Here is a 24322-nt window from a genome sequence, read left to right on the forward strand (position 1 = left end):
ACTTTCCCTCCCTTTTCACTACCACATCCGCTCTTTTAAACTTTATTAAGTTTGCAGCCCCATGAGCAAGATTCAAAGTCAGCAAAATATAGATACATCACAATGGATAGATCCTGATGAACGCGTAGAGTATTATTTGAATCATCAAAAGTCTATAGAGCTCAACTTACAGCAGCTTTTGAAACTCAAAGAAAGAGATTACTGGACTAAAAAGGAGGTGAATTTAATTGCGTATAAACAGTTTGAAAAGACACTGACCAGGTGGTACTGCCAGTTGCTTATGCCCTTACCTTTTCTTAGAGATATTCGTGCACTTCCTTTCATCAAAAACTATAGAGACCTTCATTCATTAGTTGATTTTTTTCGCCCGTTTTACGGGCAAAACCTGGAAATAGCTGACTTCAAATTCCCGCTATTTTATGGAGAGCACGGTGACACTGAGGGGCTGCCAATAATCAGAAAAACCAGAACGCCAGAGGACAAATCTAGCGTTCTATACAATTTGCGCTCATTCCGTTTTAACCTCCCTTGCAAAACTGTCCAGAACACTGATATAGAATGGGAGCACAAAAACAACAACGTGATTTGGAGAGGAGCAACAACTGGTGCTGCACTGAGAGAAGCCTTTGTAAAAAAATACTTTCAACACTACAACATTGGATTTTCGTCAGTGAAACAGAAACCTGAGCTGGCAAGATTCAAAAAACCACCAATAACCATAGCGGATCAGTTAAAGAGCAAATTCATAGTCAGCCTGGAAGGCAATGATATCGCCAGTAATTTGAGGTGGGTTTTATCATCAAACTCCGTACCTATCATGACCAAACCCAGATGGCGCTCATGGATAATGGAGGAACATCTGGTTGCAAACATTCATTACCTAGAATTAAACGACGATCTTTCTAATTTGGAAGATCTATTGACATGGGCAAGTAATAATGACCAGGAATGCAAACAGATCGCATTGAATGGAAGACATTTCGTGCATCAGTTTCTAGATGATTCACTAGACGTCAGGATCAGGCGAAACGTATTGCAGGAATATGCCAGCAGGGCCAAATACGTTTAACTCCCCAGGTTTTCCTCAGAAAACCATGGACAAAGCCTTTTGGGAGCTTCATGGTCAAAGTACTGCAAATTAGGATACACTTCCGTTTTGAGTCCCTTGGAGCCATCTTCACCAATCGATATCTCATGTAAGACAGATACCCGATTTGTAGCCTCATCCATCAGCTCATTTTGCACAAAACACTGCACCATCGCCCCGTGAAACGAAGTGTATAGGCTTCGAGTCATCAGTACATCGGTATTAAACTTCTTAAAAGGCAGGTATTTGGCATATTTGACCGAGTAAAAAGCATATCGAAAAACCCTTTTGGCTGCTTTTGGCGTAAGAAGGTACGCTCCAGTGAGAGTTGACCAGGGAAAAATCAAAGAGCATTTGCGAATTTCCTGATCACCTACATGCCCCAACACTTTATAAGGAGTGGTTTTTCCATCGAACTTTTTATCAAAAAGCTTATTCTGATTTCGAGTTAAATGAATAGCCTGTATGGTTTTCGGCAGCTTTTCTAATTCTGATTCAAACAAGTCGAAGAAAGTAGACGGCTCAAATTCTTCACGAAGACTGATATCATCCTCCAAAATGAGATACCACCCATCTTTTTGCTTGGAGATATATTTCCAGATACTCATTTGAGAGGTAAGGTTTCCAATTTTCCCTTTTTGAAAATTGTTAGGGTTATGAATGACCCCACCATGCAGTGCCTTAAAACGAAACACGTCATCTCTGACGCCAAGTGCCTCGAAAAGCTGCGTCATGTGCTCACGGCGGTCAGCGGAGCGATCTAGATTGTTGCAAAAAATGGATTTAATTATCCTCATTCTCTATTGATATCATTTCAATGCTGGTGCAAACATATGGTTAAAAATGCTAATTTTGCAGCTTTGATAAATTTGAAAAGAGGTTGCAGCTTCTGCTAAAACAAAACCTTCGGAAATTTCAAAAATGGAGTCCTCTCCAGCCATTATCTATTTGAGATCATAGCGCATAAGCAAAATTTTTCCATAATCAAGAGGTTCGATACCGTGACTAAAGAAACTACCCCAGATACTATAAAAGTAGACATCATTATGCTAGCTACCGAGCATATAGATATTTACACCCAGTACTCGATCCCAATGTGGGAAAAGTACTGTAAAATGCACGGATACAATTTTTTCCACTACAGTGAAAAAATCCTGGAAGACATGGCTTTTACCTGGAGTAGAATCCAAATGATGATCGACCACCAAAAAAAGTCTTCGGCAGACTATATCATGATGGTGGATGCAGACACGCTCATTTACCACAACATGTACGATCTGCAAGTAAGTGAAATCGTGAACAGGCACATGAAACCCGGTCAACAAATCCTATTTCAAAAAGATGGATCTGATCGTTTTGGACTTTATTTCTCTCACAACTTCAAGCTAAGTTATGACCTAAAAAGATGGGTACTCCCCAATGCTGGGTTCAACATAATGGCCAATACAGAAGAAGTTAGAAACTTTCTACAAACATGGATTGACCTAGGAAGAGGAAGACTCAAACATATCGCTGATATTCACCCTCGCACGCAAAACGTACTCATCAGAGGCGTACTTCAAGACCCAGAGCTTGACAAACTTGTAGGCTACCTACCTTCCAAACTTGTAAGTAAACGCAACACGAAGTTTGTGCAGCATCTATCAGCTATGAGTAAAGAAAAAATTGCCTCCAGGATCAAAGCTGAATTCGACAAAACATTCTAACATGAAGCAAATCTTCGCGCTTGTTAAAAATAGGCTTGGACTATTTATAGCTGGCTGTATCACAGCCCTTACAGCAGGTCTTTGTACTGCCAAGGTAATTGACTATATCAACTCAGGGTTGAAAAATCAGGAGGGCATAACTACTGAGTTTTTGATCGGAATAGTTGGGTTTAGCCTTGCCGCTGCATCTATAGGTGTACTTTCATCCTACTTTGTCTCTAAAATAAACATCATCATCGTGCGTGAGCTTACTAAAAAGCTCGTAAGGAAAACGTTGATGGCACGCTACGAATATATTGAAGCAGTATCGGACAAAGTACTCCCTATTATTACCAAAGACATTTCTGACATCTCCAATTTTGTAGATCGCATCCCTACATTCCTCATCGCTGCTACAGCAGTAGTAGGCACACTCGTACGCCTATTCATCATTGATGCACAGCTTACCTCCTACTTTTTCATCGTTTTTGGCCTTCAAACACTGTTGGTCATCATACTCATTCCTAAACTAAAGCGATATACACGGATATCGGTAAGGTTTAGAAATTTTCACTACCGGAATCTCGGAAACATGGTGGCTGGGCTAAAAGAGCTGAGTCTGAATAAGGAAAAACGAAACCACTATCTGGGAGAAGTAATCTCCTCGGACATGAATCAGATGAACTCTGCATTTTTAAAAGGTCGGGTAACTAACGGTGTTTCGCAGCGCGTCACAGATCTGTTGATCTTTCTTTTTGTCGGCATTTTCATGTATCTGAGTATTGACTACCTGGACTTTGATTTTGAGCGCTTCAAAATTTTCCTACCAATTATACTTTTTGTAACTCCCTATTTTGCAAAAATTAGCGGCTTCTTTCAGGACCTTAAATCGGTAGAAGTGTCTTTTGAGCAAATCAACTCTATCAGCTCAGAAATCGATCAGTTTTCCATTTCATCACAAAAGAAACTCCAGAAGGACGCATCTCATTCGGACATAGTGGCGTTGGAAAATATTAGTTACCAGTACCTGGAGTCTCGGCATGATAATTCATTGACATTTGGTCCCTTAACAATGGGTATCAAAACAGGGAAAATTACCTTCATTATCGGAGGAAACGGCAGTGGAAAAACCACGTTTGCGAAAATCCTTACCGGCCTATACGAACCAAAAACAGGACATATAGTTTACAAAGGCCAAAAAGTAAGCGAAGAAAACCTGATAGACTATCGAAATCAGTTCTCAGCATATTTTGCGGACTCTTTTACTTTTGGTCAACTGGGTTATATAGACAAAAATCACTTGGATAAAAACGCTGCTGGGACCATTCAATTGCTGGAAATGCAGTCAAAAGTTCAGCTAGATGCCAATTACAATTTTTCAACCACTAACCTCTCATTTGGTCAAATAAGCCGACTGTCGCTCATCACCAAAATACTGGAAGACAAAGAAATTTATCTCTTTGATGAATGGGCTGCAAATCAAGATCCATACTTCAAAAAAATCTTCTACTACTCCATTTTACCAGAACTAAAACGGAATGGTAAAACCGTCATTGTAATCTCACATGATGAAAAATACTTTGATGTAGCCGATGAAATCATCGAACTTCAAGAAGGAATGACATTAAAGTAGGCTCACCGGAATGAAAATAAATAGCTGATTTCTTTTAGAAGTATCTTAACCTCAACCGTTCGTCGATAGCGTTTAAGAGATTTGAGTGCTTGGGTTAAAGTATGATACTTTTTACCTCCCGGGAGCCTGAGATACTGAAGTGAGTTCTCAAGCTTATCCTTAACCAACTCATTCTTTTCATGTTCCGTCATCGATGGCTCTTTTAGCATCCGCTCCAGGTGATGGTTAAGGCTTCTCATGACACGTTTTTCAAAAAACAGCTGATCGGACTCAAATTTGTTTTCATCAACTAAAAACGACTTAATAATGTCAAAAACCACTGGTAAATCCGTTAGCAATTTAGGATACCTGGAGGTAAGTGATCCGGCCCGATCTTCTCTATAATTGTAAAGCGGTTTTCGAACCAACGCTACACTATCTACAAAGTAGATTAGTCTGGACATGGTAGCCACATCCTGAGACGCAATTTTTTCAGGATAGAGGATATTATGGTCCAAAAACAGGCTTTTCTTATAAATCTTGTTCCATGCAAGACTATTAATGGCATTCATTGTGTCAGCTTGCTTTCTATGGGCTTTTAAACGCTGTACTTTGGTGCCATTCGCACGTTTTTTATAAAAATAACATTGCGCTATATCTGCGTCTTTTCGCTCTGCCGCATGGTATAACTCCTCAAAAAAAGTGGGCTCTAACCAATCATCACTGTCAATAAAAGCAACATAATCCGCCTTAGCTGCAAACAATCCTGTATTCCTTGCTCCTCCAAGCCCTTTATTTTCCTCATGTTTTACATAGGTAACACGATCATACTTCGAAGTGTATTCTAGACATATTTCATCGTCCTTGGGATCAGGAGATTGATCATTTACCAGTATTACCTCTAAGTCATCAAGAGTCTGATGAATTATACTGTCCAAACACTGTCGCAAAAACGCCGAGACATTATAAATAGGAACTACAACTGAGATTTTTGGTCGATTCATTTTGCGTTTTTGCTTTCTATTTCACTTCTATAGATCTCAAACAAATCCCTACACAGGTCGTCCCAATTTTGTGACAAAGCGTAGTTTCTGGCCATATTACTTTGCTTGCTGTAGTATGTAGGGTCGTCTAAAAGCTTTATAATTTCTTCAAAAAACTGCTGCTCTTTACGTGGCTCCACCACTGCCCCAGCGTTTGACAGCCGAATGATATCTCCTGGCCCCCCGGCATTTGCTGCAACTACGGGTAGTCCTGACGACATGGCTTCCAGCACCACATTACCGAATGTTTCGGTGGTGGAAGGAAAAACAAACACATCTGACGAAGCATAGGCCTTCGCCAAATCCTGCCCTGTCAGTTTCCCTGTAAATACAGCTTTAGGCATTGCTCGCTCTAGCTTTGGCCGCATAGGCCCACCTCCTACGACCACCATGGTAACATCAGGCCGCTTTTGAGCAAATAATTTATACAACCTCATCAGTGTTTCAGGTTCCTTTTCTTTCACCAGCCTACTTACAAATAACACCTTCTTTTGAGACCGGTAAGAGGCACCAAAAAAATCAATATCACGTAGACCCGGATTAAAACGCGCGGAATCAACTCCCCTGCCCCAAATCTCAATTTTTCCGGCATTTACGCCTTTACCAATTAAATAAGATTTCATACTTGGCGTTGGGGCAAAGACTTTGTCCACGGAACGATACAGCCAATATAAGTGATTCATTACCCGCTCCGTGATAGCATTTATACCAGGTACAAATCGCAAATAATACTGCGCAAAACTTGGATAATGCGTATGGTATATCGTAGTGACTGGCAGCCCATTGGCCTTTGCGTAATGAATCGCATATTTCCCCAATTCACTAGGGCTACTAAAGTGCAATAGGTCAGGACTAAATTCATCCAGAATTTTATCCAGGTTTTTCATTTTCTTAGGACGCGCGTATCGGTAGTCTTTACTACCAAAAGGTATTTGCCAGGAAGGGCACTTATAAACAGGGTAAGGCAGGGTCTGTTCAGGGGGCTGTGGAGTTATGAAAATCGGCTCTATATTTCCCTGAGGAAGTCGTTTGATGATTTGATGCATTGTGATACTCACACCGTCCAGGTCTTCTGTCATCACATCAAGAAAATATGCAACTTTCAGTTTAGCCATTTGATTGATTTATATAGTCTGCAAAAGTAGTATTTCTTACCACTCCTGCATTTAATCAAGAAAAAAGCTTTTTTTGTGGCAACATGGAAATACTCGTCATTTCACATAAGTATCCTCCGTCCATTGGCGGCATGCAAACTCATTGCTATAAGCTTGTGCAGGAGCTCAATCAAAAGCACAAGATTCATGACCTTATATGGAAAAGCAATTACCCGAGAATACTCTTTTTCCTTTCAGTTGTAGTTAGAGCTCTCCTCATACTAAAACGTCATCCGCTCATAGGTGCTATTTATATCAATGATGGGCTAATGGCCCTGGTATGTACACCATTGTTATATCTGACCAAAACCCCTGCATTTGTTACGATTCACGGGCTAGATGTAAACTTTCCATGGGCTCCTTACCAGTGGTGGGTAAGAAATATTTTACCTAAGTACCATAAGATAATAACGGTGAGTCTACCCACCACCCAACTTTGCATTAAAAAAGGCATCCCTTCATCAAAACTAGAATTGATAGAAAACGCAGTAGATATCAATTTTAAAGAAGAGCCAGACAACCCTACATTTAGGGAAGAGCTCAGCGAAACATTACAAACAGACCTTACAAACAAATTCATCATTTGTTCCTTAGGCAGAGGTATCCCCCGCAAAGGTTTCAGCTGGTTTGCTGAAAATGTAGTGCCAAACCTACCGAAAAACGTTGTTTACATTGTGTTAGCAAGAGAATTTCCTCAAGAAAGGCTCTTTAACGTTTTAAAGAAATTACTACCCAAAGGACTTTTTGAAAAAACCAGGTTAATGGTAGGAGCCGAAATAGATATTAAAAAGCTTCAGCAAATTATCAAAGACAAGAACCTGGAAACGCGAGTTTTTCACTTAAGCCAATTTACCAAATCAAGAGCCCGGATTTTTGAAATAATCAAACACAGCAACCTGTATGTTATGCCCAACATAGAAATACCTGGAGATTATGAAGGGTTTGGTTTGGTGGCTTTGGAAGCAGCCTCCCAAGGAACGCTTACGCTGGCAGCAAATGTAGACGGCATCCCCTCAGCGGTAAAAGACAATCAAAATGGCTATCTGATTGAGGGGGGAAATGCGCAAGCCTGGACTGACAAAATCATGGAGCTAATAGAGCAACCTGACCAACTAAAATCCAAAGCTGAGGAGTTTAAAAGCAACACAAAAGCAAAAAGCAAAAGCTGGGAAACAATGGCTAAAAAGTACGCTGAATTATTTGAAAACTCTTCAAAATAGCATGAGTCTTCTATTCAAAAATTTGCGAATTCTGCATCAATTAATAAAGCATTATGCTGAATTCGTGGTACTTTTACAGATTAATTGAGAATCGACACAATTGACGATATATTTTAATGAGTAGCATCCTTAAGAACAGATACCAATCCTATCAGGAACCTCAAAAAGTAAAAGCACAGAACCTTTATCCCTTTTTTAGGAATATACAATCCGAACAAGCCGCAGAAGTACAGGTAGAAGGTAAGAATGTATTGATGTTTGGCTCTAATAGCTATTTGGGACTGACTACTCACCCGAAAGTCAAAGAAGCTGCTATCAACGCCGTGAAAAAATATGGATCTAGCCTGTCTGGATCACGTTACATGAATGGCACTAGTGACATGCACGTAGAGCTGGAAAATCGAATTGCCAAATTTTTAGGCAAAGAAGCTTGTGCACTTTACAGTACTGGTTTTCAGGTAAATATTGGAGTACTTCCAACTGTAGCCGGAAAAGGTGATTACCTCTTTTTAGATCGTTACAACCACGCTTCTATTTTTGAAGGGGCCAAGTTAAGTGCTGCTCAATCAGTGGTCTTTCGTCACAACAATATGACCTCACTCGAGCAGAAACTAAGTAAAGCTCCTGCAGAGGCTTTTAAGTTCATAGTAGTCGATGGGATTTTCAGTATGGAAGGCAATATCGTGGACCTTCCCGGTATTGTAGCACTTGCTAAAAAATACAATGCGGCAGTTATGACTGACTGTGCACATGCCATTGGGGTCATTGGTGAAAACGGCGCTGGCACTCCCAATCACTTCGGGCTCACGGATGATGTAGACATTATCGGCGGAACACTTAGTAAGTCATTTGCGTCTTTAGGTGGATTCTGTGCTGCAGATGAAGACACCATCAACTACCTTAAGCACACTTCTAAATCCATGATCTTTGCGGCAAGCATTACTCCCGCTTCCATAGCATCAGCACTTGCTGCGCTAGACATCATGGAAACTGACGACTCGCATCGCCTAAAACTTTGGGACAACACCCACTACACACTAAAGGTGATGAAAGAACTCGGGTTTGACACAGGAGCATCTGAAACCCCTATCGTGCCGATATTCGTTAGAGATGACTTTAAAGCTTACAAGCTCACAAAATTACTTTTTGAAAGAGGTGTGTTTGTAAATCCGGTTGTCTCTCCAGGTGTATCTCCTGAAGACTCGTTGATTCGCTTTAGTATCATGTCCACGCATACGCATGAACAAATCGATAAGGCAGCAGAAATTTTGTATCAGGCGGCGAAAGAAGTAGACCTTTTCGCTACCGCGTAAAAAAGTAATTCACATGAGGATATTGATCACAGGAGCCAATGGTTTCCTGGGTAGTCATTTGGTAGAAACTGCAATTGCCAAAGACCATGAAGTAACAGCTCTTCTTCGAAAGGGAGCAGGCACATCAAACCTCAGTCATTTATCCAAGTATAAAACTGTCCTTGTTGATTACACATCAGTAGACACAATACTTCAAGTGCTAAAGGATTTGGGCCAGTACGATCTGATCATTCACAATGCTGGACTGACAAAATCTTATACTTTCGAGAAATACAAAAAGGTCAATGTAGACCTTACGGAGCGGATACTGCAGGCAATAATACAGGCAAATTCGCTTAGCCCTGGTGCCAATTTTGCTTTTATCTCTTCACTGGCAGCCAAGGGACCAACAGGCAACGGCGGTCCTGCTTCCAACTACGGTCGCAGCAAGGTGATGGCCGAAGATATAGTTCGAACCTCAGGCGTTCCTTACATGATATATAGGCCCACAGGCATCTATGGGGCCCGAGATGTACAGTTTGTTCCACTCATCAAGGCAGTGCGCATGGGGATCTATCCATTTATGACTCCCGCTGACCACAAAATGACCTTAATAAATGCGCGTGATGTGGCAGAAAACGTAATCGAATGTGCAGTAAATCATACCAATGAAATAGTTCACCTGGAAGACGGCCAGGTCTACGAACATGATGACCTCAAACAGCATATTGATGAAGCGCTAAATACTAAAAGCAAAAAAATAAAAGTCCCCATTCCAATAGTAAAGACTGCTTTACGTATTTCAGACTGGATAGACAACAGCTTAAACCGAACGCCTACCCTGTCACTCGAGCATTACTCAGAAATATCACAGAATTGGGATTATGATTTTTCGAGTGAACGAAAAAGAATACCACTAACTATCAATTATCCATTGAAAAAAGGATTTATTGATGCAATAGACTATTATCGCCAAAATAAGCTAATATAGCCTCATGAGTGTATCCTTATTAGAAGTAACTACTAAAAAGCAGCTCAAGGACTTTATCAAATTTCAATGGAAGCTGTATGCGGGTGTGAAACAATTTGTACCCCCAATTCTGAGCATGGAACTCAGTACACTTTCATGGGATAAAAACCCTGCATTTAAGCATAGCAAAGCGAAATATTGGATAGCCTATAAAGGAAAAAAAGCTGCAGGACGAATTGCTGGGATCATTCATGGAGCCGAAGCGAAAGAGCATCAAAAAATACGATTTGGGTGGATAGACTTTATCGATGATTTTGAAGTATCCAGTGCCCTCATCCACCAGGTTATGGAATGGGGAAGCTCAGAAGGTTTAAATAAAATCCATGGCCCGCTTGGCTTCACAGACCTTGACTTTGAAGGCTCGTTGATAGAAGGATTTAACCAAACTGCCACTCAAGCTACCCTCTATAATTTTCCCTATTATAAAGATCATTTTGAAAAGCTTGGATTTACCAAGGCCGTTGACTGGACTGAATCTCGCATTAAGGTGCCACTGGGTGATGAAAAACTAGCCGAAGATCTTAACAGAAAAGCCAATATCGTTAGTGAGCGCTATGGTATGCAGATAAAGGAATTTAAATCTGGTAAAGAAATTCTGAAATACGCAGATCAGGCCTTTGAACTATTAAACGATACCTATGGACATCTATATGGATACTACAAGCTTTCAGACGAGCAAATAAAGTATTTCATAGATGCATATTTTGGCTTTGTACAAAAGGATTTCATCCTAATGGTAGTGGATGAAAACGACCGATTAGTTGGTTTTGCAATTACATTACCTTCCCTTTCCAAAGCATTTCAAAAAGCAAAAGGGCACCTATACCCTTTTGGGTTTATTCATATCCTCAAGGCCTTTTATAGTAACGATATCGTGGACTTTTTTCTAATTGCAGCCAAACCTGAATACCAGCGCAAAGGTTTCAATGCTCTGTTATGGAAGCGACTATTTTGGGCGTGCAACAAGCATGGCATCAAAGAGATTCATTCCGGACAAATGCTAGAAGAAAACACCAATGTCAATAATCTCTGGGCTAAATACGAATCTGCCAAGGATGAAGAAATCAGACGCAGGTGTTTTATTCGTGACATCTCTTCTTAGGGGAATTATTCTGACAACTATTTAGGGGAATCACTCGGCAAAGTTGCCTACTTCATGTTGGTAATATGTTAATTTTGCCGTGAAAACAGCAACCTTAGAAACCAACAAACGGTTAGACTAAATTCAACGTAGAGAACTTGAGTCAGAATAAAAGAAGAGTAGTAATAACAGGTCTTGGAGTCGTTGCTCCTAATGGACTGAATGTCAATGAATTTACCCATGCTTTGAAAACTGGTGTTTCAGGAATCAAACGATGGGAAAACCTTGAAGAGATCAATTTCAAATGCCAAATCGGAGGTAAACCACCAGTAAGCCAGGAATACAAAGACGCCAATCTGCCAGATTTTATTGCAAAAAAGGTAAAGAACAATGCCGTAATATATGCGTGCCTGTCTGGCCTGGAAGCATGGAAAGATGCTGGCCTGGAGATAGCGCCTGGCACCTATGACCGTAAAACGGGAATGATCATAGGGTCTGGAGCCCTGGGGTTAGATAGTTTCATAGAGCATAAAATATACCCTATCGATAAAGGAAACCATCGCAGACTCGGTTCTAGATCTGTACCTGAATCTATGAGTAGCGGTGCAGGAGCATATCTCAATGGTATATTGGGGCTTACCGGTAGAATTTTCTCCAATAGTTCGGCATGCATCACAGGTTCTGAAGCCATCCTTCAAGGCTATGAGCTCATTCTATCGGGCAGAATGGATCGAATGCTTTGTGGCAGTACGGAAGGTGACGGAAGATACATCTGGGGTGGATTTGATGCCATGCGTGTATTGTGCAGCGATAGCAACGATCACCCTGAAAGAGGATCACGCCCTATGAGTGCCTCTAGTAGTGGATTTGTCCCCAGTGGAGGATCAGGAGCATTGGTTCTGGAAACATTAGACAGTGCTTTAAAACGCGGAGCCACGATATATGCCGAAGTGATGGGTGGAGAAGTAAATTCCGGAGGTCAACAAAACGGTGGCTCCATGACTGCTCAAAATCCTGAAGCCGTGGTAGACTGCATCCAGTCAGCTTTAGATAACGCATCGATGAAAGCAGAGGAAATAGACCTCATATCTGGTCACCTTACCTCTACGAAAGGTGATCCGTACGAAATCAACAATTGGGTAAATGCCCTTAGACTCGACAAAGACCGATTGCCATTTATCAACACACCAAAATCGATGATTGGCCATTGTGTGGCTGGTGCAGGTTCTATTGAGCTTGTAGCCAGCGTTATACAATTAAAGGAAGGGTTTGTACATGGCAATCTAAATTTAGAAGAAATTCACCCACAAATATCCGAAATAGTGCCTCAGGACAAGTTACCAACTCAATCTGTGGACACTGACATTCAAAGTGTCATCAAAGCCAATTTTGGTTTTGGTGATCTCAATTGCTGTATTGTACTCAAAAAATGGAATGACTAATATGAATAGAGAAGAAATTAAAAAGGAATTATTAGAGATCATCGACCCTTACATTGATGAAAAAGAAGTCACTGTGAGTGTATCTGAGCAATCTGATCTGATCAACGATCTTAACATTAATTCTGCTCACCTCGTGGATATAGTGTTAGATATAGAGGAGAAATTCGATATTATGATCGAGGACGATTTCATTGGCAAAATGGATACTGTAGGAAGTGCATTGGATATCATTGAAGAAAAACTTAACAGTTAATGGAAATACGAAGTATCGTTGTTGTTTCTATTCTCTATTTCATTCTCAGCTTTTCGGCCTTTTCTCAAAAGATAATCACTCCAGACTCTTACCAGTCTGCGTTATGGGAGTTTGACCGTGTAGAGCAATATGATTCCGGTCATCTTGCTCTACAATACATGATAAGAGATCACGGAGACAAGCCGATATCTTTTTTGGACCCCATGATTAAATTCAACGGTAATACCGCATTCCCTTATGGATATAACGACGGTGCGGTTTGGAAAGGAAAAGGTCTGAACGGGGAGTTTCATTTTGGTGTTTCTGGGAAAATGGGGATTCTCAGTTATGCCATTCAACCTGTTGTGTTTCTAGCGCAAAACAGAGAATATGCTGTTGCAAACCCAAACACACCGTATATCTATCCATTTGCCACCAATCGCATTGATTGGGTTCAGCGATACGGAAATCAATCTTACCATTCTTTTCACTTAGGTCAATCTGAAGTGAAAATTGCTTACCAGGGCTTCAAATTGGCACTTGGCACTCAAAATTTCATTGTCGGTCATGCGCTCTATTTTCCTATACTCATGAGCAACAACGCTGGTGGAATTCCCAATTTAAACATTGGAACAGACCGTCCCATCAACATTGGATATAAATGGCTTCAGATTGGAGAAGTTGAGGCTAATTTAATTTATGGGTTGATGAAGGAGTCCGATTTTTTTGACAATGATCAAAGCAATGATTTAAGGTATTATAACTCAGCGCATGTTTCTTTTCGTCCCAGTTTATTACCACAACTCACTTTAGGATTTAATAAAGTACTCTATAAGCAAACGAAGTACTTTGATCGTCAGGATTTACTCTCTACTTTCTACAATGAGTTTGAACCTGTAAAAGTTGTAAATGGGGACACCATTTCATCCCCAAATGATTTTTTCGATCAAATGGCTTCTCTAACTGGCGAATGGAAATTTCCCGAAAGTGGTTTCAGGGTTTATGCTGAATATGCATTAAACGACTTCACGGGTAGTCCCAGGGTCCTGGAACCAGAACACTCAAGAGCTTATATGATAGGATTTCAAAAAAGCTTAAAACTCAAAGGTGTTAAATTCTTGATAAACTATGAGCACAGTAACTTAAGCAGAAACCTTACCTATTTGTATAGACCCGAACCCACCTATTACATACATTCATTTAGTAGCCAGGGGTATACCCACAAAGGCCAGATTATGGGAAATTCTATAGGCCCGGGAGGCAATGCAGACCACCTGGAAATTAAAGCATTGATCACCGAACCTTCTTTACTCATTTCGTTTTTCGGAAGAAGAACAGAACACAATAAAGATTACTTTATAACACACGACCCAGATTTTCACAAACACGATGTAAGTGTTGATTTTGGTTTGAGCTCATATTGGGAACTTTCGAATATCACGTTAGGATTAAAGGCCGTTCATTCATTTAACCATAACAAATACTACATCATTGGAAACAACCATAAAAATGTATACTTTGAAATCAGTCTTCAATCAAAATATTTTAATCTATAGCATTTGCCTTCTAACAGTTTCCAGTTTATTGAATGGTTGTACTTTCAAGAACACGGAGGATCAAAATGCTGAAGCAATCAAAGATGACGAACTGTGCTACTTCCACTTCTATATTATCAATAATCAAGCGAAAATATATGTAGATGGAGAGCTGGTACACGACACTAAGCCTATTAATGGAAAAGTAAGTTCTGAAAGATCCATTCCAATTTCCGAACACCTTTCGCCAGGCACACATACTATAAAAGTTGAGTTATACAACGGTGAAGGGATTCTTGATGATAAATATGACAAGTATTGGGAGATCTATTATGAACTATTCGTAAATGGAGTTCCTGTGGATTACATCCACGAGCAAACAGATAATGGAAAACAAGGTTTAGTATGGAGTGAAGAACATGAAATTGTCATAAAAGAATGATAGGAATAGACCTCAACGACCTTTCGGACCCTCTACTCAAAGAGCGAGATGAAAATGCTTTGAGGTTAATCACTCACCCTGAAGACGATTTTTTAAACCTACCGGACTTCTTCTGGTACCTCTGGACCGCAAAGGAGTCCGTTTTTAAAGCTAAACGTGATCTAGCGAGCTTTTCTCCTAAAGAAATCCCAATATCATTTAATCAAAATAGTACAGAAAAAGTATCGTTTAAAAGTGGCAAATACGCAGGAGTGGTCACCAGAGACCAACAATTAATCTATTCCGTGGCCAGCCATGAATCCACCTCCCCACTGTATCAGGTGTTTGAGCGCGCAACGAATGATGAGTCTAAAGAGGTACGTGATTCTCTAATACACTACCTCCAAAAAAACCTTAACATCGAGTCAGAGATCATTCGGGACGGCAATGGATTGCCCATTTTGTCACATCAGGAAATACCTGTAAGCTTTACTCATCACCATCGATTTCTGGGCTTCGCTATTCCCAATTTCATCTAAATAAATCAAAACCATTGGCCATCAGTACGGCCAACAAAGGAATTAACCATACAAGAATCACTTCCGCTCTTATTAGTTGTCTGATCTTTGCTGGTACCGTGACGAAATCCGATTGCTCACCTTTCCGCTCTCGAATAAAATACATCGTTGGCCAAATAGATAACACTCCAACCAGAGTGAATAACACGACTTTAAGAATAAAAGTCCAATTACCTGTATAAAATGCCGCTGGTTTGCCTACGAAAAACCATAATGTAAGCCCGGCTATCAAGGTCAACACCGCTCCCAGCCCATACAGTGCGTCTATTCTCGCCAGTTTTCTAAGCTCTTCCCGACTCATTATAGGTTTGATCATCAGTAGCTCCGTGACTAGTGTAGAGACCACAAGAAATATGGAGGCATAGTGAATATATTTTATCAGAATGAATAAACTCATTTCTTTACAAGGTTTATAAACAGTTCTCGTCCTGCTCTTGGTGAAATTGAATTATAGGCCCCTGACATTACTTTAACTTGAAAATAGGGCTCAAACAACGAAAGGTATTCTTCCTTGCTGCCACCATAAGGAGGACTGTCCTCGCACATCACATCATTCCATAGTAGTCCTACCAGCTTCCCCCCTGGCACGAGCAATTGATGCATCTTGTTGGCATATTCAGTCCTAAGCTCTGGATCTATCGCACAAAAAAAGGTTTGTTCAATGATTAAATCATAACTTCCTTCGTGATCAAAAAAATCTTGATGAAAGATGTGGTCGGATGGGTACCATGGGACACGCTCCTTCAAGCTTACAATAGCCTCTGCAGATATGTCTAGCACAAAGCTGTTTTTAAAACCATAATTAAATAAATACACCGCTTCATAAGCATTTCCTGCCCCGGGAATCAGAATTTTTAAGGATTTGTCTGTAAGTTGATTGATATATTCCTTGATCGGAGTGGTTATCTTACCTACATCCCAGGATATATTTCCAGTGTTGTAGCGATCATCCCAGTAGTCCTGGTCTAGCTGTAGCTTAGTGAGAGGTGTCATAGCAAATGTGATTATAGGTGAGGTGTTTGTAATATAGCAAACAGAATTAATTGGTAAAATGCGTTTAGATAAAACGTTTGATTAATAACTTAGTTTTTTGAGTATACTCGCGTAACAAACCTTAAATGATAGCAAATTGAAACTCATAGGATACATATCAGTCATTGTAATTTTCTTCGGCACTCTTTTTATAATTGACCACTACACAGGCCATGATAAACCCGCCATCATCTCGGAAGAAGCTGTAGAGCCCGACTTGCACCTATCGAATAGCAAGCTTTACTTTCAAGAGCACGCTCATGAGCGTAGCCTCCAGCAACTAGATGCGGCCATTGATGCAATCCGTGAAATAGAACAGGACATAGATGAAGAAAGCAGAAAAAAAGTAGAGGCCTCAGTAGTAGAATTAGAAGAGATAAAAGATGAAATGGCACATGGAAACTTCGACCTGCAGAAGTTTAACGACGCAAGTGTGAAAGCACTCAATGCACTGACCTACGCCGAACTCAAAATCACGGAACACTTCGTAGAATCTCATGAAAAATCCAAAGCAAAGCTTGCCTTAAAATACGGGATGGTGCACGTCAAAAATGCATTGATGTTTTCCCAGGGCAAGAAGAAAGAATATGAGATCCACATTTACTCCGAAATAGATTCACTAATGGAGAACCAATCACTCACAGATCAAGAAATCATAGATAAGCTGGAATCTATGCTAAAAGAGCTGGACGAATCAGGACTATAATTACAAAATTATGAAAGACGACCTGCATAAGACCATCGAACAACTCAAGTCCTCGGAAGAGACACGGGTAAAAGTCGCCGTAGTAGATATCGATGGAGTACTGCGGGGTAAAATCGTCCACAAAAAGAAACTACTAAGCCTTCTAGAGCAAGGCGCTGGCTTTTGTGATGTAATTTTTGGGTGGGATGTAGCGGATGAACTGTATGACAACACCAGCTTGACTGGATGGCATACGGGATACCCAGACACACCTTTTCATGTAGATGTAAATACGCTGAGAAGTATCCCCTGGGAAGAAAACATTCCTTTTTTATTGGGTGATTTCAGTGCTTCTAACCATCCTGCATGCCCAAGATCTCTCTTTAAATCTGTTTTGGATAAAGCCAAATCCATGGGGTTTGAAACAGCTTTTGCTCAAGAATTTGAATGGTTCAACTTCCAGGAAACTCCGGAATCCATAGCAACCAAGGAATATCAAAACCCTACACCTCTAACACCCGGCATGTTTGGCTACTCGATACTCAGAGCCAGCCAAAACAGCCCGTACTTCCACGACCTCTTCACCTTACTGGAAGCGTTTGACATACCTCTGGAAGGACTACATACCGAAACCGGTCCTGGTGTATATGAAGCTTGCATTCAGTACACCGATGGTCTGAGAGCCGCAGATAGAGCTGTGTTGCTTAAAGCTGCAGTAAAAGAGATTGCGGCACAGCATGGCATTATGCCTAGTTTTATGGCTAAATGGCATCAGGACTTACCTGGCTGTAGCGGTCATATTCACCAGAGCTTGTGGAAAGATGAGCTTAACGTTTTTCATGATGCCGCTGACCCACATGGTATTTCCGAAACCCTAAGGCACTATATTGCAGGCCAGCTGCATGCATTGCCTCATATCTTACCCTTGTACGCACCAACAGTCAACAGCTACAAACGACTTGTAGAAGGTGCCTGGGCCCCCACCACCCTGACATGGGGGCATGACAATCGCACGACAGCTCTAAGAACCATTTCCACTTCGGCCACTAGCACTCGTTTAGAAACACGCGTGCCAGGGGCTGATGTAAACCCTTATCTTGCTATGGCCGCAGCCCTGGCATCCGGATTATACGGCATTGAGCATAAGCTCGAACTAAACACCCCCGCCACTATTGGCAACGGGTATGAAAACAACACTGCCGAACACCTACCGAAAAGCCTCCATCAGGCAACAGAAAAAATGAATTCTTCAGTTATTGCAAAAGAATTATTCGGTGAAGAATTTACAAGCCACTTTTGTAAAACAAGAGAATGGGAATGTAGACAATTCGCTAAAGCCGTAACCAACTGGGAATTAAAGAGGTATTTTGAAATCATCTAAACAGTAGAGATCCATTTATGTATCAAAACATCAACTTCATACAAATAATTGAAGATGCGTGGTATGAATATGACAACTCACGTAAAATCCGTACCGTAGAAGACATTAGTGCCAAAGTGTCTACCAATCACGTATATCGGGTGAGGTTTGAAGATGGTGACATCATCATCGCCAAGCTCTCTTACTTTGGTAAATTTTCACATTTTGTAGAAGATCACTCTATAATCAATGCGCTGGCAACCAACCTACCCAGTCCATTCGAAAATTTTCTTGCAAAATCTTTGACTAAATATGGTCAACTCTATGTCTACAGACATCAAGACAGCCTTCTGGATGCATGGGTGGTATTTTACAATCCTATACACATTGATCAGAAGCCGGCCAGAAAACAATCTGAAGAGCAAATAAAAATCCTCGGAAAAGAATTAGCCAAATTCCATAAGGCCTGCCGGAAAGTAAAGAACACCCTCCCTCCCAATTTTAAGCAGACCGAAGATGACATCAAACACCTTTTACAAATTCTGGAAACCGAACAGGGGCAGTTTGATCATCGCGGACATGTAGACAGCATCAAGCGTCAGTGCAACTTATACATTGAAAACTGCGACAAAATAGGCGTGGCAGAAATGCCGGCTATTCCTGTATTTGTGGATTGGAACATCGGCAACTTCTCAGTTACCAATGACTACAAGTTCTTCAGTAGGTGGGATTACGACTGGTTTAGAATGAGTACACGTGTGATGGATTTCTACTTCTTTAGCAGAGTATGTTCATCTATAGGAGACAAAACAGTCTTTAGCTATGTGATCGATCCCATGATGGAAGACAGATTTATACTTTTCTTACAGGCCTATCATGAAGAATACCCGCTTACGGAGCAGGAAATCAAAATCATGAAGGAAACCTATAGATTTTTTATATTAAACTATGTGATAAAAGACGGCAGATACTTTTTTCATGAATTTTATGCGAGCCGTTTACAACTAGAAGCCCACGAGGTATACTTCCCCAACCTCGACAAGTCATTCGACGAAGAGCGCTTGCTCAAAGCCTTAAACCTTTAATGTATGGAAATCACTTCTTTTAAATCTATTGTCAACAACTACCAAACCATCTTTTTTGATGCATTTGGTGTATTAAAAAACCACCAGGGACTTCTTCCTGGTATTGAAAAAACCTTTGATTACCTCGGTGAGCGCGGTATTGACTATTTCATCATCACCAATGACGCCTCACGTGGCCCTGAAGAGCTGGCACTGGACTATCAGCGCCGTGGACTCAAGCAAATCACCAAAAGTAAAATTGTGTCTTCGGGAATGCTGGCCCGCGAATACCTTAAGTATAAAGTAAAATCCGGCCTGATTGCCTACTTGGGTACAGCCCAAAGCGCACATTACATAGAAACTCTTGGCCTCAAAGCGGTATCCATAGCCGATCTCGACCTGGAGCAGGCAGAAGAAGTTAGTGCGCTGGTGTTTTTAGATGATGAGGGTTTTGACTGGTACAGCGACATCAATAAAGCTGTAAACCTGCTACGCATGGTGAACATCCCCGTGATAGTCTCAAACACAGATAAATCCTATCCTGTATCACGCAAGCAAGTAGCTATAGCTGCAGGCGGTATTGCCAATATGGTGCAGGATATCGTTGGCAAAAAATTTATCAAGTTTGGAAAACCAGATGCGCAGATGTTCATATTTGCCTATGAACACTCCGTAAAAAAAGGTGCCGTGCAGGATAAAGAAAAGATCCTTATGGTAGGTGACACTCTTACCACAGACATTTTGGGCGGAAATAAGTTCGGGTTGGATACCGTCCTGGTATTGACGGGCAATACCCTGGAAAAGCATGCAGATACACGAATCAGCGCTTCAGGGATAATACCCACTTACATTTGTGACTCGGCAGTTATAGATTAACCATTAAAAAAGGCCGTCACCAACAAATTGGAGACGGCCTTATGTTTTTCAATGTCGTTATAAAGCAGCTAGCGCTGCATCGTAGTTGGGCTCATCTACGATTTCCGGCACGAGTTCCGTATACACAACCTCCCCTTCTTCATTCACTACCACTACAGATCTGGCAGTTAACCCTTTCAAGGGTCCATCTACCATTTCCACTCCATAGTCCTGAGAGAAATTTTCGTCTCTAAAGGTACTCAAAGTGACCGCTTGGTCGATTCCTTCTGCGCCACAAAAGCGCCCATGAGCAAATGGTAAATCTCGGGAAATACAAAGCACAACCGTATTATCCATTCCTGCTACTTTTTCATTAAACTGACGTACAGATGTAGCACACGTTCCGGTATCAATACTTGGAAAGATATTCAACACCACTTTCTGCCCTTTAAAATCACTAAGTGCAGCTTCAGACAGATCAGCTTTTACAAGTTTGAAATTTGGAGCGGGCTGGCCTTTTGCAGGCAGACTCCCTACGGTATTTACTGGATTTCCTTTGAGTGTAACTTGTGACATTTCTACTTTTTTTTCGTTTATCAAATATAACTCTAACCAGCTAGTTGTGTTTCTTCACTAAGCATAAAAATAATGAGCTACATCCGCCCTAAAGTTTTTTTATCCCAGGCACAGTTTACGGCCAATCACTCCATAGGAATCAATGCAAATCCTGCCACCACATTTAGTCATTTACAAGAGTTAGATTTTCATCATGCCAGGATTACTTCCTGGCTGTTTTCTCTGAGGAAGATTCAGGTGCCCTCAGCACTAACAGCCGAAGGTTTAGCGGGCACTGGTTTTCACCTACTCGAAAATATACCCAACCACAGTCTGACGCTAGGGCTCATAGGTCAGTTTTGGAAGAAGGAAGGCAACCTGCAAAAGTTCAACCCCGACAATTTTGATATTAATCACACAGCAGGCTTCGCTAAGGCAACCTGGACCTTTCAACTACTAGAACTTCCAAGCAAGAAAACCCTCCTAACCCTACAAACGCGGGTACAGTGCATGGACGAAAATAGTTTGGAACGTTTCCGCAAGTACTGGTGGTTAGTAAAATGGATCAGTAATTTTACTCGTAGAGAATTACTCCTTACCCTGAAACAAACCATCGAAAAAAAGAACTGAAGCTCTGCTATGAGAAAAATAATCCATGTGGACATGGATGCATTCTACGCGTCAGTGGAACAACATGACAACCCAGAGCTCAAAGGCAAGCCTATTGCTGTAGGTGGTAGTATAGACCGGGGAGTAGTTGCTGCAGCGAGCTATGAAGCCCGAACCTATGGTGTGAAATCAGCCATGCCCTCGAGCATTGCAGCCAGAAGATGTCCTCAGCTAATCTTTGTTAAACCCCGCTTTGAACGTTACAAAGAAATTTCTCAGCAAATCAGAGAAGTGTTTTTTGAATACACCGACCTGGTAGAGCCATTGAGTCTGGATGAGGCTTACCTGGATGTAACTCAAACCAAAATAGGGTTACCATCTGCTACCATCATTGCAAAAGAAATTAAGGACAAAATCAAGTCACGAACTGGTCTAACGGCATCAGCTGGCATTTCGTACTGCAAATTTCTAGCAAAGACAGCATCTGATGTAAAGAAGCCTGATGGGCTGTTTGTCATTCTTCCTGAGGAAGCTGAAGGCTACCTTAAAAAAATGCCAATACACCAGTTTCATGGAATTGGTAAAGCCACAGCCGAAAAGATGAAAGTGGCTGGCATATTTACCGGAAATGACTTACGAAAAAAGTCACTGGAAGATCTAACACGTCGCTACGGCAAAGCTGGTGCTTATTATTACAATATCTGCCGAGGCATAGACGACCGTGAAGTAAAACAAAACAGAGAAAGAAAGTCTGTAAGTGCGGAACGAACCTTTGACCGCAACATCATCCGCATGCCTGAAATCACACAAGAGTTAGAACGCATTATCCAGATCACTTTTGAGCGGTACAAAAAATTTGGGCTTCCAGGCAAAACAGTCACTGTAAAAATCAAATATGGTGATTTCCAACAAATCACGCGTTCAGACACTTTAAATCAGCCCATTGAGGAGATGCATCAACTGCAAAATGCTATCCTATCACTCGTAGACCAAAAGATCATTCGGGAAGAAGGCATAAGACTACTAGGTGTAGGTATTAGCAATTTTCAACGAAAGGACCGGTCCTTAGAGCCAACTCAACTTACCCTCAACTTCTAAACTTGCATATAAATATACCGATCGGTATATTTGCACATATGAGAAACGCAGAAGCTACAAAGGAGCTCATAGTTACACGAGCAATGCCTTTGTTTAATACAAAAGGATATAGAGCCACCTCCCTCTCAGATATAACCAAAGCCACGGGAGTTACGAAAGGTGCGATTTATGGCAACTTCAATAACAAAGACGCAGTGGCAGTAGCTTCGTTTACCAAGGCAGTTGACCTGGTAATAAGTGAATTGAGAAAAGAAATAAAAGGTGCTCCTACTGCCCCACTCAAACTAAAAGCTATACTTAATTATTACTCGGCATATATTGAAAATCCGCCCATTGAGGGTGGTTGTCCCGTAATAAACACATCGGTGGAAGCTGATGATGAGCATCCTCAGCTACGCACCCGAGCTGTGGCTACGATTGCTATGATCAAAGACTCCCTAAAGCAAATCATCCATAGAGGTATCATCGAAAACCAATTGCGAAAAGATACCCCTGTAGAAAGATTTGCCACGAGTTTTTATGCCATGATCAAAGGGGCCATATTGATTGCTCGAGTAGAAGGACACCCCAGATCATTAGAATTAATCAAAGAGCAGCTAGCTCAGCAAATTGACAATATTTCCAGCTAAAAAAATTTACCCACCAAAATACCAATCGGTATATTATGACACAAATTAAAACCACAATCGATGCAGGCACTCAAGACATGAGCCGGCCATCAGAGCGTCCGCCAAAGTCCAATTGGAAAATAGAACTTCTGAAAAAAGGTCTTTTCACATTGCAATATGTTTCTCCGAAAAAAACATCGGAGATCGTCTGGCACCATTTTACCAAGCCAGGAAAAGTGAGGTTTACTCAACCTCAAGAAGAGCTATTGAAAAAGGCATCTATTTCTTACAGCAAATATCGAGGACATAAGATAACTACTTACCGCTGGGGGGAGCAGGGACCTAAGGTCCTTATGTGTCATGGGTGGAGATCAAAAATGGCAGATTTTAGACGAATGATTGAAGCGCTGGTAGCGGCCGGCTATGTAGTAGAAGGACTAGATATGACGGCTCATGGCAAATCAGAAGGCAAACATTCAGCGTTACCTGAGTTTCGTTACCTACTGAAAAACCACTATGTGGAGAACGGCCCCTATCAGGCTATGATCGGTTACTCTCTCGGTGGTCTCGCTAGTGGTATAGTAGCCAGTGAACTCTCCAACGACCTTAAACCCCAGCAACTTTTTATGATTTCAGCACCTCCATATGTACGCTATTTCTTCAAAGATGTGATCGATGAACTCGGGTACAGGAATGAAGTGTTTGAAGAAATGTGCAAGCTCGTAGAAAAGGATTACCACGAACCAATAGACTATTTTGATTTGCGGCAAAAAGCCAAAGAGCTAAAAGACACCAAGATACATTTGATCTACGATGAAAACGATCAAACGGTACCGTTTGAACGCGGGTTGGAACTCTACAAGCATTACCCCAGGGCCCAGTTTGTCCATACCAAAGGATTGGGGCATTATAAAATCATAGCTTATCAGGAGGTAATAGAATACATCATTGGATTTGCTACAAAAAAGTGGACAATTAGTTAAGCGCACTCTGAATATTTAGTTTCCCCGAACTGTTCAGGGGTTTTATAGCCTAGATAGGCGT

General features: G+C 41.2%; 27 protein-coding genes. 20 read left to right on the forward strand and 7 right to left on the reverse strand.

Features of this window, described 5'->3' with window-relative positions:
• The first annotated feature begins 178 nt into the window (after positions 1–178).
• On the forward strand, positions 179–1069 hold the full coding sequence (locus tag C7460_RS12880) for a glycosyl transferase family 90 (protein WP_170148004.1): 891 nt from the start codon (positions 179–181) through the stop codon (positions 1067–1069).
• Here the strand turns inward: C7460_RS12880 and C7460_RS12885 are convergent.
• Complete coding sequence (locus C7460_RS12885; protein WP_115868520.1) at positions 1066–1884, reverse strand: glycosyltransferase family 25 protein; 819 nt, start codon at positions 1882–1884, stop codon at positions 1066–1068. The genes C7460_RS12880 and C7460_RS12885 overlap by 4 nt on opposite strands.
• Before the next feature lie 12 nt (positions 1885–1896).
• Complete coding sequence (locus C7460_RS24385; RefSeq protein ID WP_262511853.1) at positions 1897–2028, reverse strand: hypothetical protein; 132 nt, start codon at positions 2026–2028, stop codon at positions 1897–1899.
• Between the two features lie 60 nt (positions 2029–2088).
• Here C7460_RS24385 and C7460_RS12890 point away from each other — a divergent pair, with 60 nt between their 5' ends.
• Complete coding sequence (locus tag C7460_RS12890) at positions 2089–2793, forward strand: glycosyltransferase family protein (protein WP_115868521.1); 705 nt, start codon at positions 2089–2091, stop codon at positions 2791–2793.
• A gap of 1 nt (position 2794) precedes the next feature.
• On the forward strand, positions 2795–4405 hold the full coding sequence (locus C7460_RS12895; RefSeq protein WP_115868522.1) for a cyclic peptide export ABC transporter: 1611 nt from the start codon (positions 2795–2797) through the stop codon (positions 4403–4405).
• Between the two features lie 2 nt (positions 4406–4407).
• Here C7460_RS12895 and C7460_RS12900 read toward each other — a convergent pair whose 3' ends face one another.
• Both C7460_RS12900 and C7460_RS12905 read right to left on the reverse strand, forming a co-directional pair.
• Entirely contained in the window at positions 4408–5388 is a 981-nt protein-coding gene (locus tag C7460_RS12900) for a glycosyltransferase family 2 protein (RefSeq protein WP_115868523.1), read from the reverse strand.
• Positions 5385–6542, reverse strand: coding sequence for a glycosyltransferase family 4 protein (locus C7460_RS12905; protein ID WP_115868524.1), 1158 nt, complete (start codon positions 6540–6542; stop codon positions 5385–5387). Before C7460_RS12905 ends, C7460_RS12900 begins: the two co-directional genes overlap by 4 nt.
• Positions 6543–6625: 83 nt before the next feature.
• Here C7460_RS12905 and C7460_RS12910 point away from each other — a divergent pair, with 83 nt between their 5' ends.
• The 9 genes from C7460_RS12910 (at position 6626) to C7460_RS12950 (ending at position 15373) form a co-directional block, all read left to right on the forward strand.
• Positions 6626–7801 (forward strand): glycosyltransferase family 4 protein, encoded by a 1176-nt coding sequence (locus C7460_RS12910; RefSeq protein WP_115868525.1) that lies wholly within the window; start codon positions 6626–6628, stop codon positions 7799–7801.
• Between the two features lie 116 nt (positions 7802–7917).
• A complete protein-coding gene (locus tag C7460_RS12915; protein ID WP_115868526.1) occupies positions 7918–9114 on the forward strand; it encodes an aminotransferase class I/II-fold pyridoxal phosphate-dependent enzyme in 1197 nt (398 codons plus the stop codon).
• Positions 9115–9127: 13 nt separating this feature from the next.
• A complete protein-coding gene (locus tag C7460_RS12920) occupies positions 9128–10084 on the forward strand; it encodes an NAD-dependent epimerase/dehydratase family protein (RefSeq protein WP_115868527.1) in 957 nt (318 codons plus the stop codon).
• Positions 10085–10088: 4 nt separating this feature from the next.
• The gene (locus tag C7460_RS12925) at positions 10089–11225 is read left to right on the forward strand and encodes a GNAT family N-acetyltransferase (protein WP_115868528.1); all 1137 of its coding nucleotides are present in this window, start codon (positions 10089–10091) and stop codon (positions 11223–11225) included.
• Between the two features lie 137 nt (positions 11226–11362).
• Positions 11363–12646 carry a beta-ketoacyl-[acyl-carrier-protein] synthase family protein gene (locus C7460_RS12930; protein WP_115868529.1) on the forward strand — a complete coding sequence of 428 codons (1284 nt, stop codon included), beginning with the start codon at positions 11363–11365 and terminating at the stop codon, positions 12644–12646.
• Positions 12639–12899 (forward strand): acyl carrier protein, encoded by a 261-nt coding sequence (locus tag C7460_RS12935; protein ID WP_221409519.1) that lies wholly within the window; start codon positions 12639–12641, stop codon positions 12897–12899. Before C7460_RS12930 ends, C7460_RS12935 begins: the two co-directional genes overlap by 8 nt.
• Positions 12899–14434: a capsule assembly Wzi family protein gene (locus C7460_RS12940; protein ID WP_115868531.1), complete on the forward strand. Its 1536-nt coding sequence runs from the start codon at positions 12899–12901 to the stop codon at positions 14432–14434. Before C7460_RS12935 ends, C7460_RS12940 begins: the two co-directional genes overlap by 1 nt.
• The gene (locus C7460_RS12945) at positions 14397–14855 is read left to right on the forward strand and encodes a hypothetical protein (protein WP_147302947.1); all 459 of its coding nucleotides are present in this window, start codon (positions 14397–14399) and stop codon (positions 14853–14855) included. The genes C7460_RS12940 and C7460_RS12945 overlap by 38 nt, the downstream gene beginning before the upstream one ends.
• Positions 14852–15373, forward strand: coding sequence for a 4'-phosphopantetheinyl transferase family protein (locus tag C7460_RS12950; RefSeq protein ID WP_115868533.1), 522 nt, complete (start codon positions 14852–14854; stop codon positions 15371–15373). Before C7460_RS12945 ends, C7460_RS12950 begins: the two co-directional genes overlap by 4 nt.
• Here C7460_RS12950 and C7460_RS12955 read toward each other — a convergent pair.
• Both C7460_RS12955 and C7460_RS12960 read right to left on the reverse strand, forming a co-directional pair.
• Positions 15366–15809, reverse strand: coding sequence for a DUF2214 family protein (locus tag C7460_RS12955; protein WP_115868534.1), 444 nt, complete (start codon positions 15807–15809; stop codon positions 15366–15368). The genes C7460_RS12950 and C7460_RS12955 overlap by 8 nt on opposite strands.
• Positions 15806–16405, reverse strand: a complete 600-nt coding sequence (locus tag C7460_RS12960) for a methyltransferase domain-containing protein (protein WP_115868535.1) — start codon at positions 16403–16405, stop codon at positions 15806–15808. The genes C7460_RS12955 and C7460_RS12960 overlap by 4 nt, the downstream gene beginning before the upstream one ends.
• Positions 16406–16541: 136 nt before the next feature.
• On the opposite strand from C7460_RS12960, the gene C7460_RS12965 reads away from it, so the two are divergent.
• From C7460_RS12965 to C7460_RS12980, 4 genes are read left to right on the forward strand one after another with little or no spacing between them, the layout of a single operon-like run.
• Positions 16542–17150 carry a hypothetical protein gene (locus tag C7460_RS12965; protein ID WP_115868536.1) on the forward strand — a complete coding sequence of 203 codons (609 nt, stop codon included), beginning with the start codon at positions 16542–16544 and terminating at the stop codon, positions 17148–17150.
• Positions 17151–17160: 10 nt separating this feature from the next.
• On the forward strand, positions 17161–18510 hold the full coding sequence (locus C7460_RS12970; RefSeq protein WP_115868537.1) for a glutamine synthetase family protein: 1350 nt from the start codon (positions 17161–17163) through the stop codon (positions 18508–18510).
• A gap of 17 nt (positions 18511–18527) precedes the next feature.
• Positions 18528–19574: a hypothetical protein gene (locus C7460_RS12975; RefSeq protein ID WP_115868538.1), complete on the forward strand. Its 1047-nt coding sequence runs from the start codon at positions 18528–18530 to the stop codon at positions 19572–19574.
• A gap of 3 nt (positions 19575–19577) precedes the next feature.
• Positions 19578–20429 carry an HAD-IIA family hydrolase gene (locus C7460_RS12980; protein ID WP_115868539.1) on the forward strand — a complete coding sequence of 284 codons (852 nt, stop codon included), beginning with the start codon at positions 19578–19580 and terminating at the stop codon, positions 20427–20429.
• 57 nt (positions 20430–20486) lie between these two features.
• On the opposite strand, the gene tpx is transcribed toward C7460_RS12980, so the two are convergent.
• Positions 20487–20984 carry a thiol peroxidase gene (gene tpx / locus C7460_RS12985; RefSeq protein ID WP_115868540.1) on the reverse strand — a complete coding sequence of 166 codons (498 nt, stop codon included), beginning with the start codon at positions 20982–20984 and terminating at the stop codon, positions 20487–20489.
• A 72-nt stretch (positions 20985–21056) separates the two neighbouring features.
• Between tpx and C7460_RS12990 the strand changes: the two genes are divergently transcribed.
• Genes C7460_RS12990 through C7460_RS13005 form a run of 4 tightly spaced genes read left to right on the forward strand, consistent with a single transcriptional unit; the run spans position 21057 to position 24261 of the window.
• The gene (locus C7460_RS12990) at positions 21057–21593 is read left to right on the forward strand and encodes a hypothetical protein (RefSeq protein WP_115868541.1); all 537 of its coding nucleotides are present in this window, start codon (positions 21057–21059) and stop codon (positions 21591–21593) included.
• A 9-nt stretch (positions 21594–21602) separates the two neighbouring features.
• Positions 21603–22670 (forward strand): DNA polymerase IV, encoded by a 1068-nt coding sequence (dinB, locus tag C7460_RS12995; RefSeq protein ID WP_115868542.1) that lies wholly within the window; start codon positions 21603–21605, stop codon positions 22668–22670.
• A 38-nt stretch (positions 22671–22708) separates the two neighbouring features.
• Positions 22709–23299: a TetR/AcrR family transcriptional regulator gene (locus C7460_RS13000; protein WP_115868543.1), complete on the forward strand. Its 591-nt coding sequence runs from the start codon at positions 22709–22711 to the stop codon at positions 23297–23299.
• A 35-nt stretch (positions 23300–23334) separates the two neighbouring features.
• On the forward strand, positions 23335–24261 hold the full coding sequence (locus tag C7460_RS13005) for an alpha/beta hydrolase (protein WP_115868544.1): 927 nt from the start codon (positions 23335–23337) through the stop codon (positions 24259–24261).
• The last annotated feature ends 61 nt before the right edge of the window (positions 24262–24322 follow it).

It is taken from the genome of Marinoscillum furvescens DSM 4134 (genome assembly GCF_003386095.1).
Classification (GTDB): Bacteria; Bacteroidota; Bacteroidia; order Cytophagales; family Cyclobacteriaceae; genus Marinoscillum; species Marinoscillum furvescens.

Excerpts from the sequence above, each read along its gene's own strand:
- C7460_RS12970 (WP_115868537.1), top strand. The coding sequence starts at position 17,161 with ATGAAAGACGACCTGCATAAGACCATCGAACAACTCAAGTCCTCGGAA.
- C7460_RS13005 (WP_115868544.1), top strand. The coding sequence starts at position 23,335 with ATGACACAAATTAAAACCACAATCGATGCAGGCACTCAAGACATGAGC.
- C7460_RS12910 (WP_115868525.1), top strand. The coding sequence starts at position 6,626 with ATGGAAATACTCGTCATTTCACATAAGTATCCTCCGTCCATTGGCGGC.
- C7460_RS12900 (WP_115868523.1), bottom strand. The coding sequence starts at position 5,388 with ATGAATCGACCAAAAATCTCAGTTGTAGTTCCTATTTATAATGTCTCG.
- C7460_RS12920 (WP_115868527.1), top strand. The coding sequence starts at position 9,128 with ATGAGGATATTGATCACAGGAGCCAATGGTTTCCTGGGTAGTCATTTG.
- tpx (WP_115868540.1), bottom strand. The coding sequence starts at position 20,984 with ATGTCACAAGTTACACTCAAAGGAAATCCAGTAAATACCGTAGGGAGT.
- dinB (WP_115868542.1), top strand. The coding sequence starts at position 21,603 with ATGAGAAAAATAATCCATGTGGACATGGATGCATTCTACGCGTCAGTG.
- C7460_RS24385 (WP_262511853.1), bottom strand. The coding sequence starts at position 2,028 with ATGGCTGGAGAGGACTCCATTTTTGAAATTTCCGAAGGTTTTGTTTTA.
- C7460_RS13000 (WP_115868543.1), top strand. The coding sequence starts at position 22,709 with ATGAGAAACGCAGAAGCTACAAAGGAGCTCATAGTTACACGAGCAATG.
- C7460_RS12905 (WP_115868524.1), bottom strand. The coding sequence starts at position 6,542 with ATGGCTAAACTGAAAGTTGCATATTTTCTTGATGTGATGACAGAAGAC.
- C7460_RS12955 (WP_115868534.1), bottom strand. The coding sequence starts at position 15,809 with ATGAGTTTATTCATTCTGATAAAATATATTCACTATGCCTCCATATTT.
- C7460_RS12915 (WP_115868526.1), top strand. The coding sequence starts at position 7,918 with ATGAGTAGCATCCTTAAGAACAGATACCAATCCTATCAGGAACCTCAA.
- C7460_RS12935 (WP_221409519.1), top strand. The coding sequence starts at position 12,639 with ATGACTAATATGAATAGAGAAGAAATTAAAAAGGAATTATTAGAGATC.
- C7460_RS12990 (WP_115868541.1), top strand. The coding sequence starts at position 21,057 with ATGAGCTACATCCGCCCTAAAGTTTTTTTATCCCAGGCACAGTTTACG.
- C7460_RS12940 (WP_115868531.1), top strand. The coding sequence starts at position 12,899 with ATGGAAATACGAAGTATCGTTGTTGTTTCTATTCTCTATTTCATTCTC.
- C7460_RS12895 (WP_115868522.1), top strand. The coding sequence starts at position 2,795 with ATGAAGCAAATCTTCGCGCTTGTTAAAAATAGGCTTGGACTATTTATA.
- C7460_RS12925 (WP_115868528.1), top strand. The coding sequence starts at position 10,089 with ATGAGTGTATCCTTATTAGAAGTAACTACTAAAAAGCAGCTCAAGGAC.
- C7460_RS12975 (WP_115868538.1), top strand. The coding sequence starts at position 18,528 with ATGTATCAAAACATCAACTTCATACAAATAATTGAAGATGCGTGGTAT.
- C7460_RS12950 (WP_115868533.1), top strand. The coding sequence starts at position 14,852 with ATGATAGGAATAGACCTCAACGACCTTTCGGACCCTCTACTCAAAGAG.
- C7460_RS12885 (WP_115868520.1), bottom strand. The coding sequence starts at position 1,884 with ATGAGGATAATTAAATCCATTTTTTGCAACAATCTAGATCGCTCCGCT.
- C7460_RS12960 (WP_115868535.1), bottom strand. The coding sequence starts at position 16,405 with ATGACACCTCTCACTAAGCTACAGCTAGACCAGGACTACTGGGATGAT.
- C7460_RS12980 (WP_115868539.1), top strand. The coding sequence starts at position 19,578 with ATGGAAATCACTTCTTTTAAATCTATTGTCAACAACTACCAAACCATC.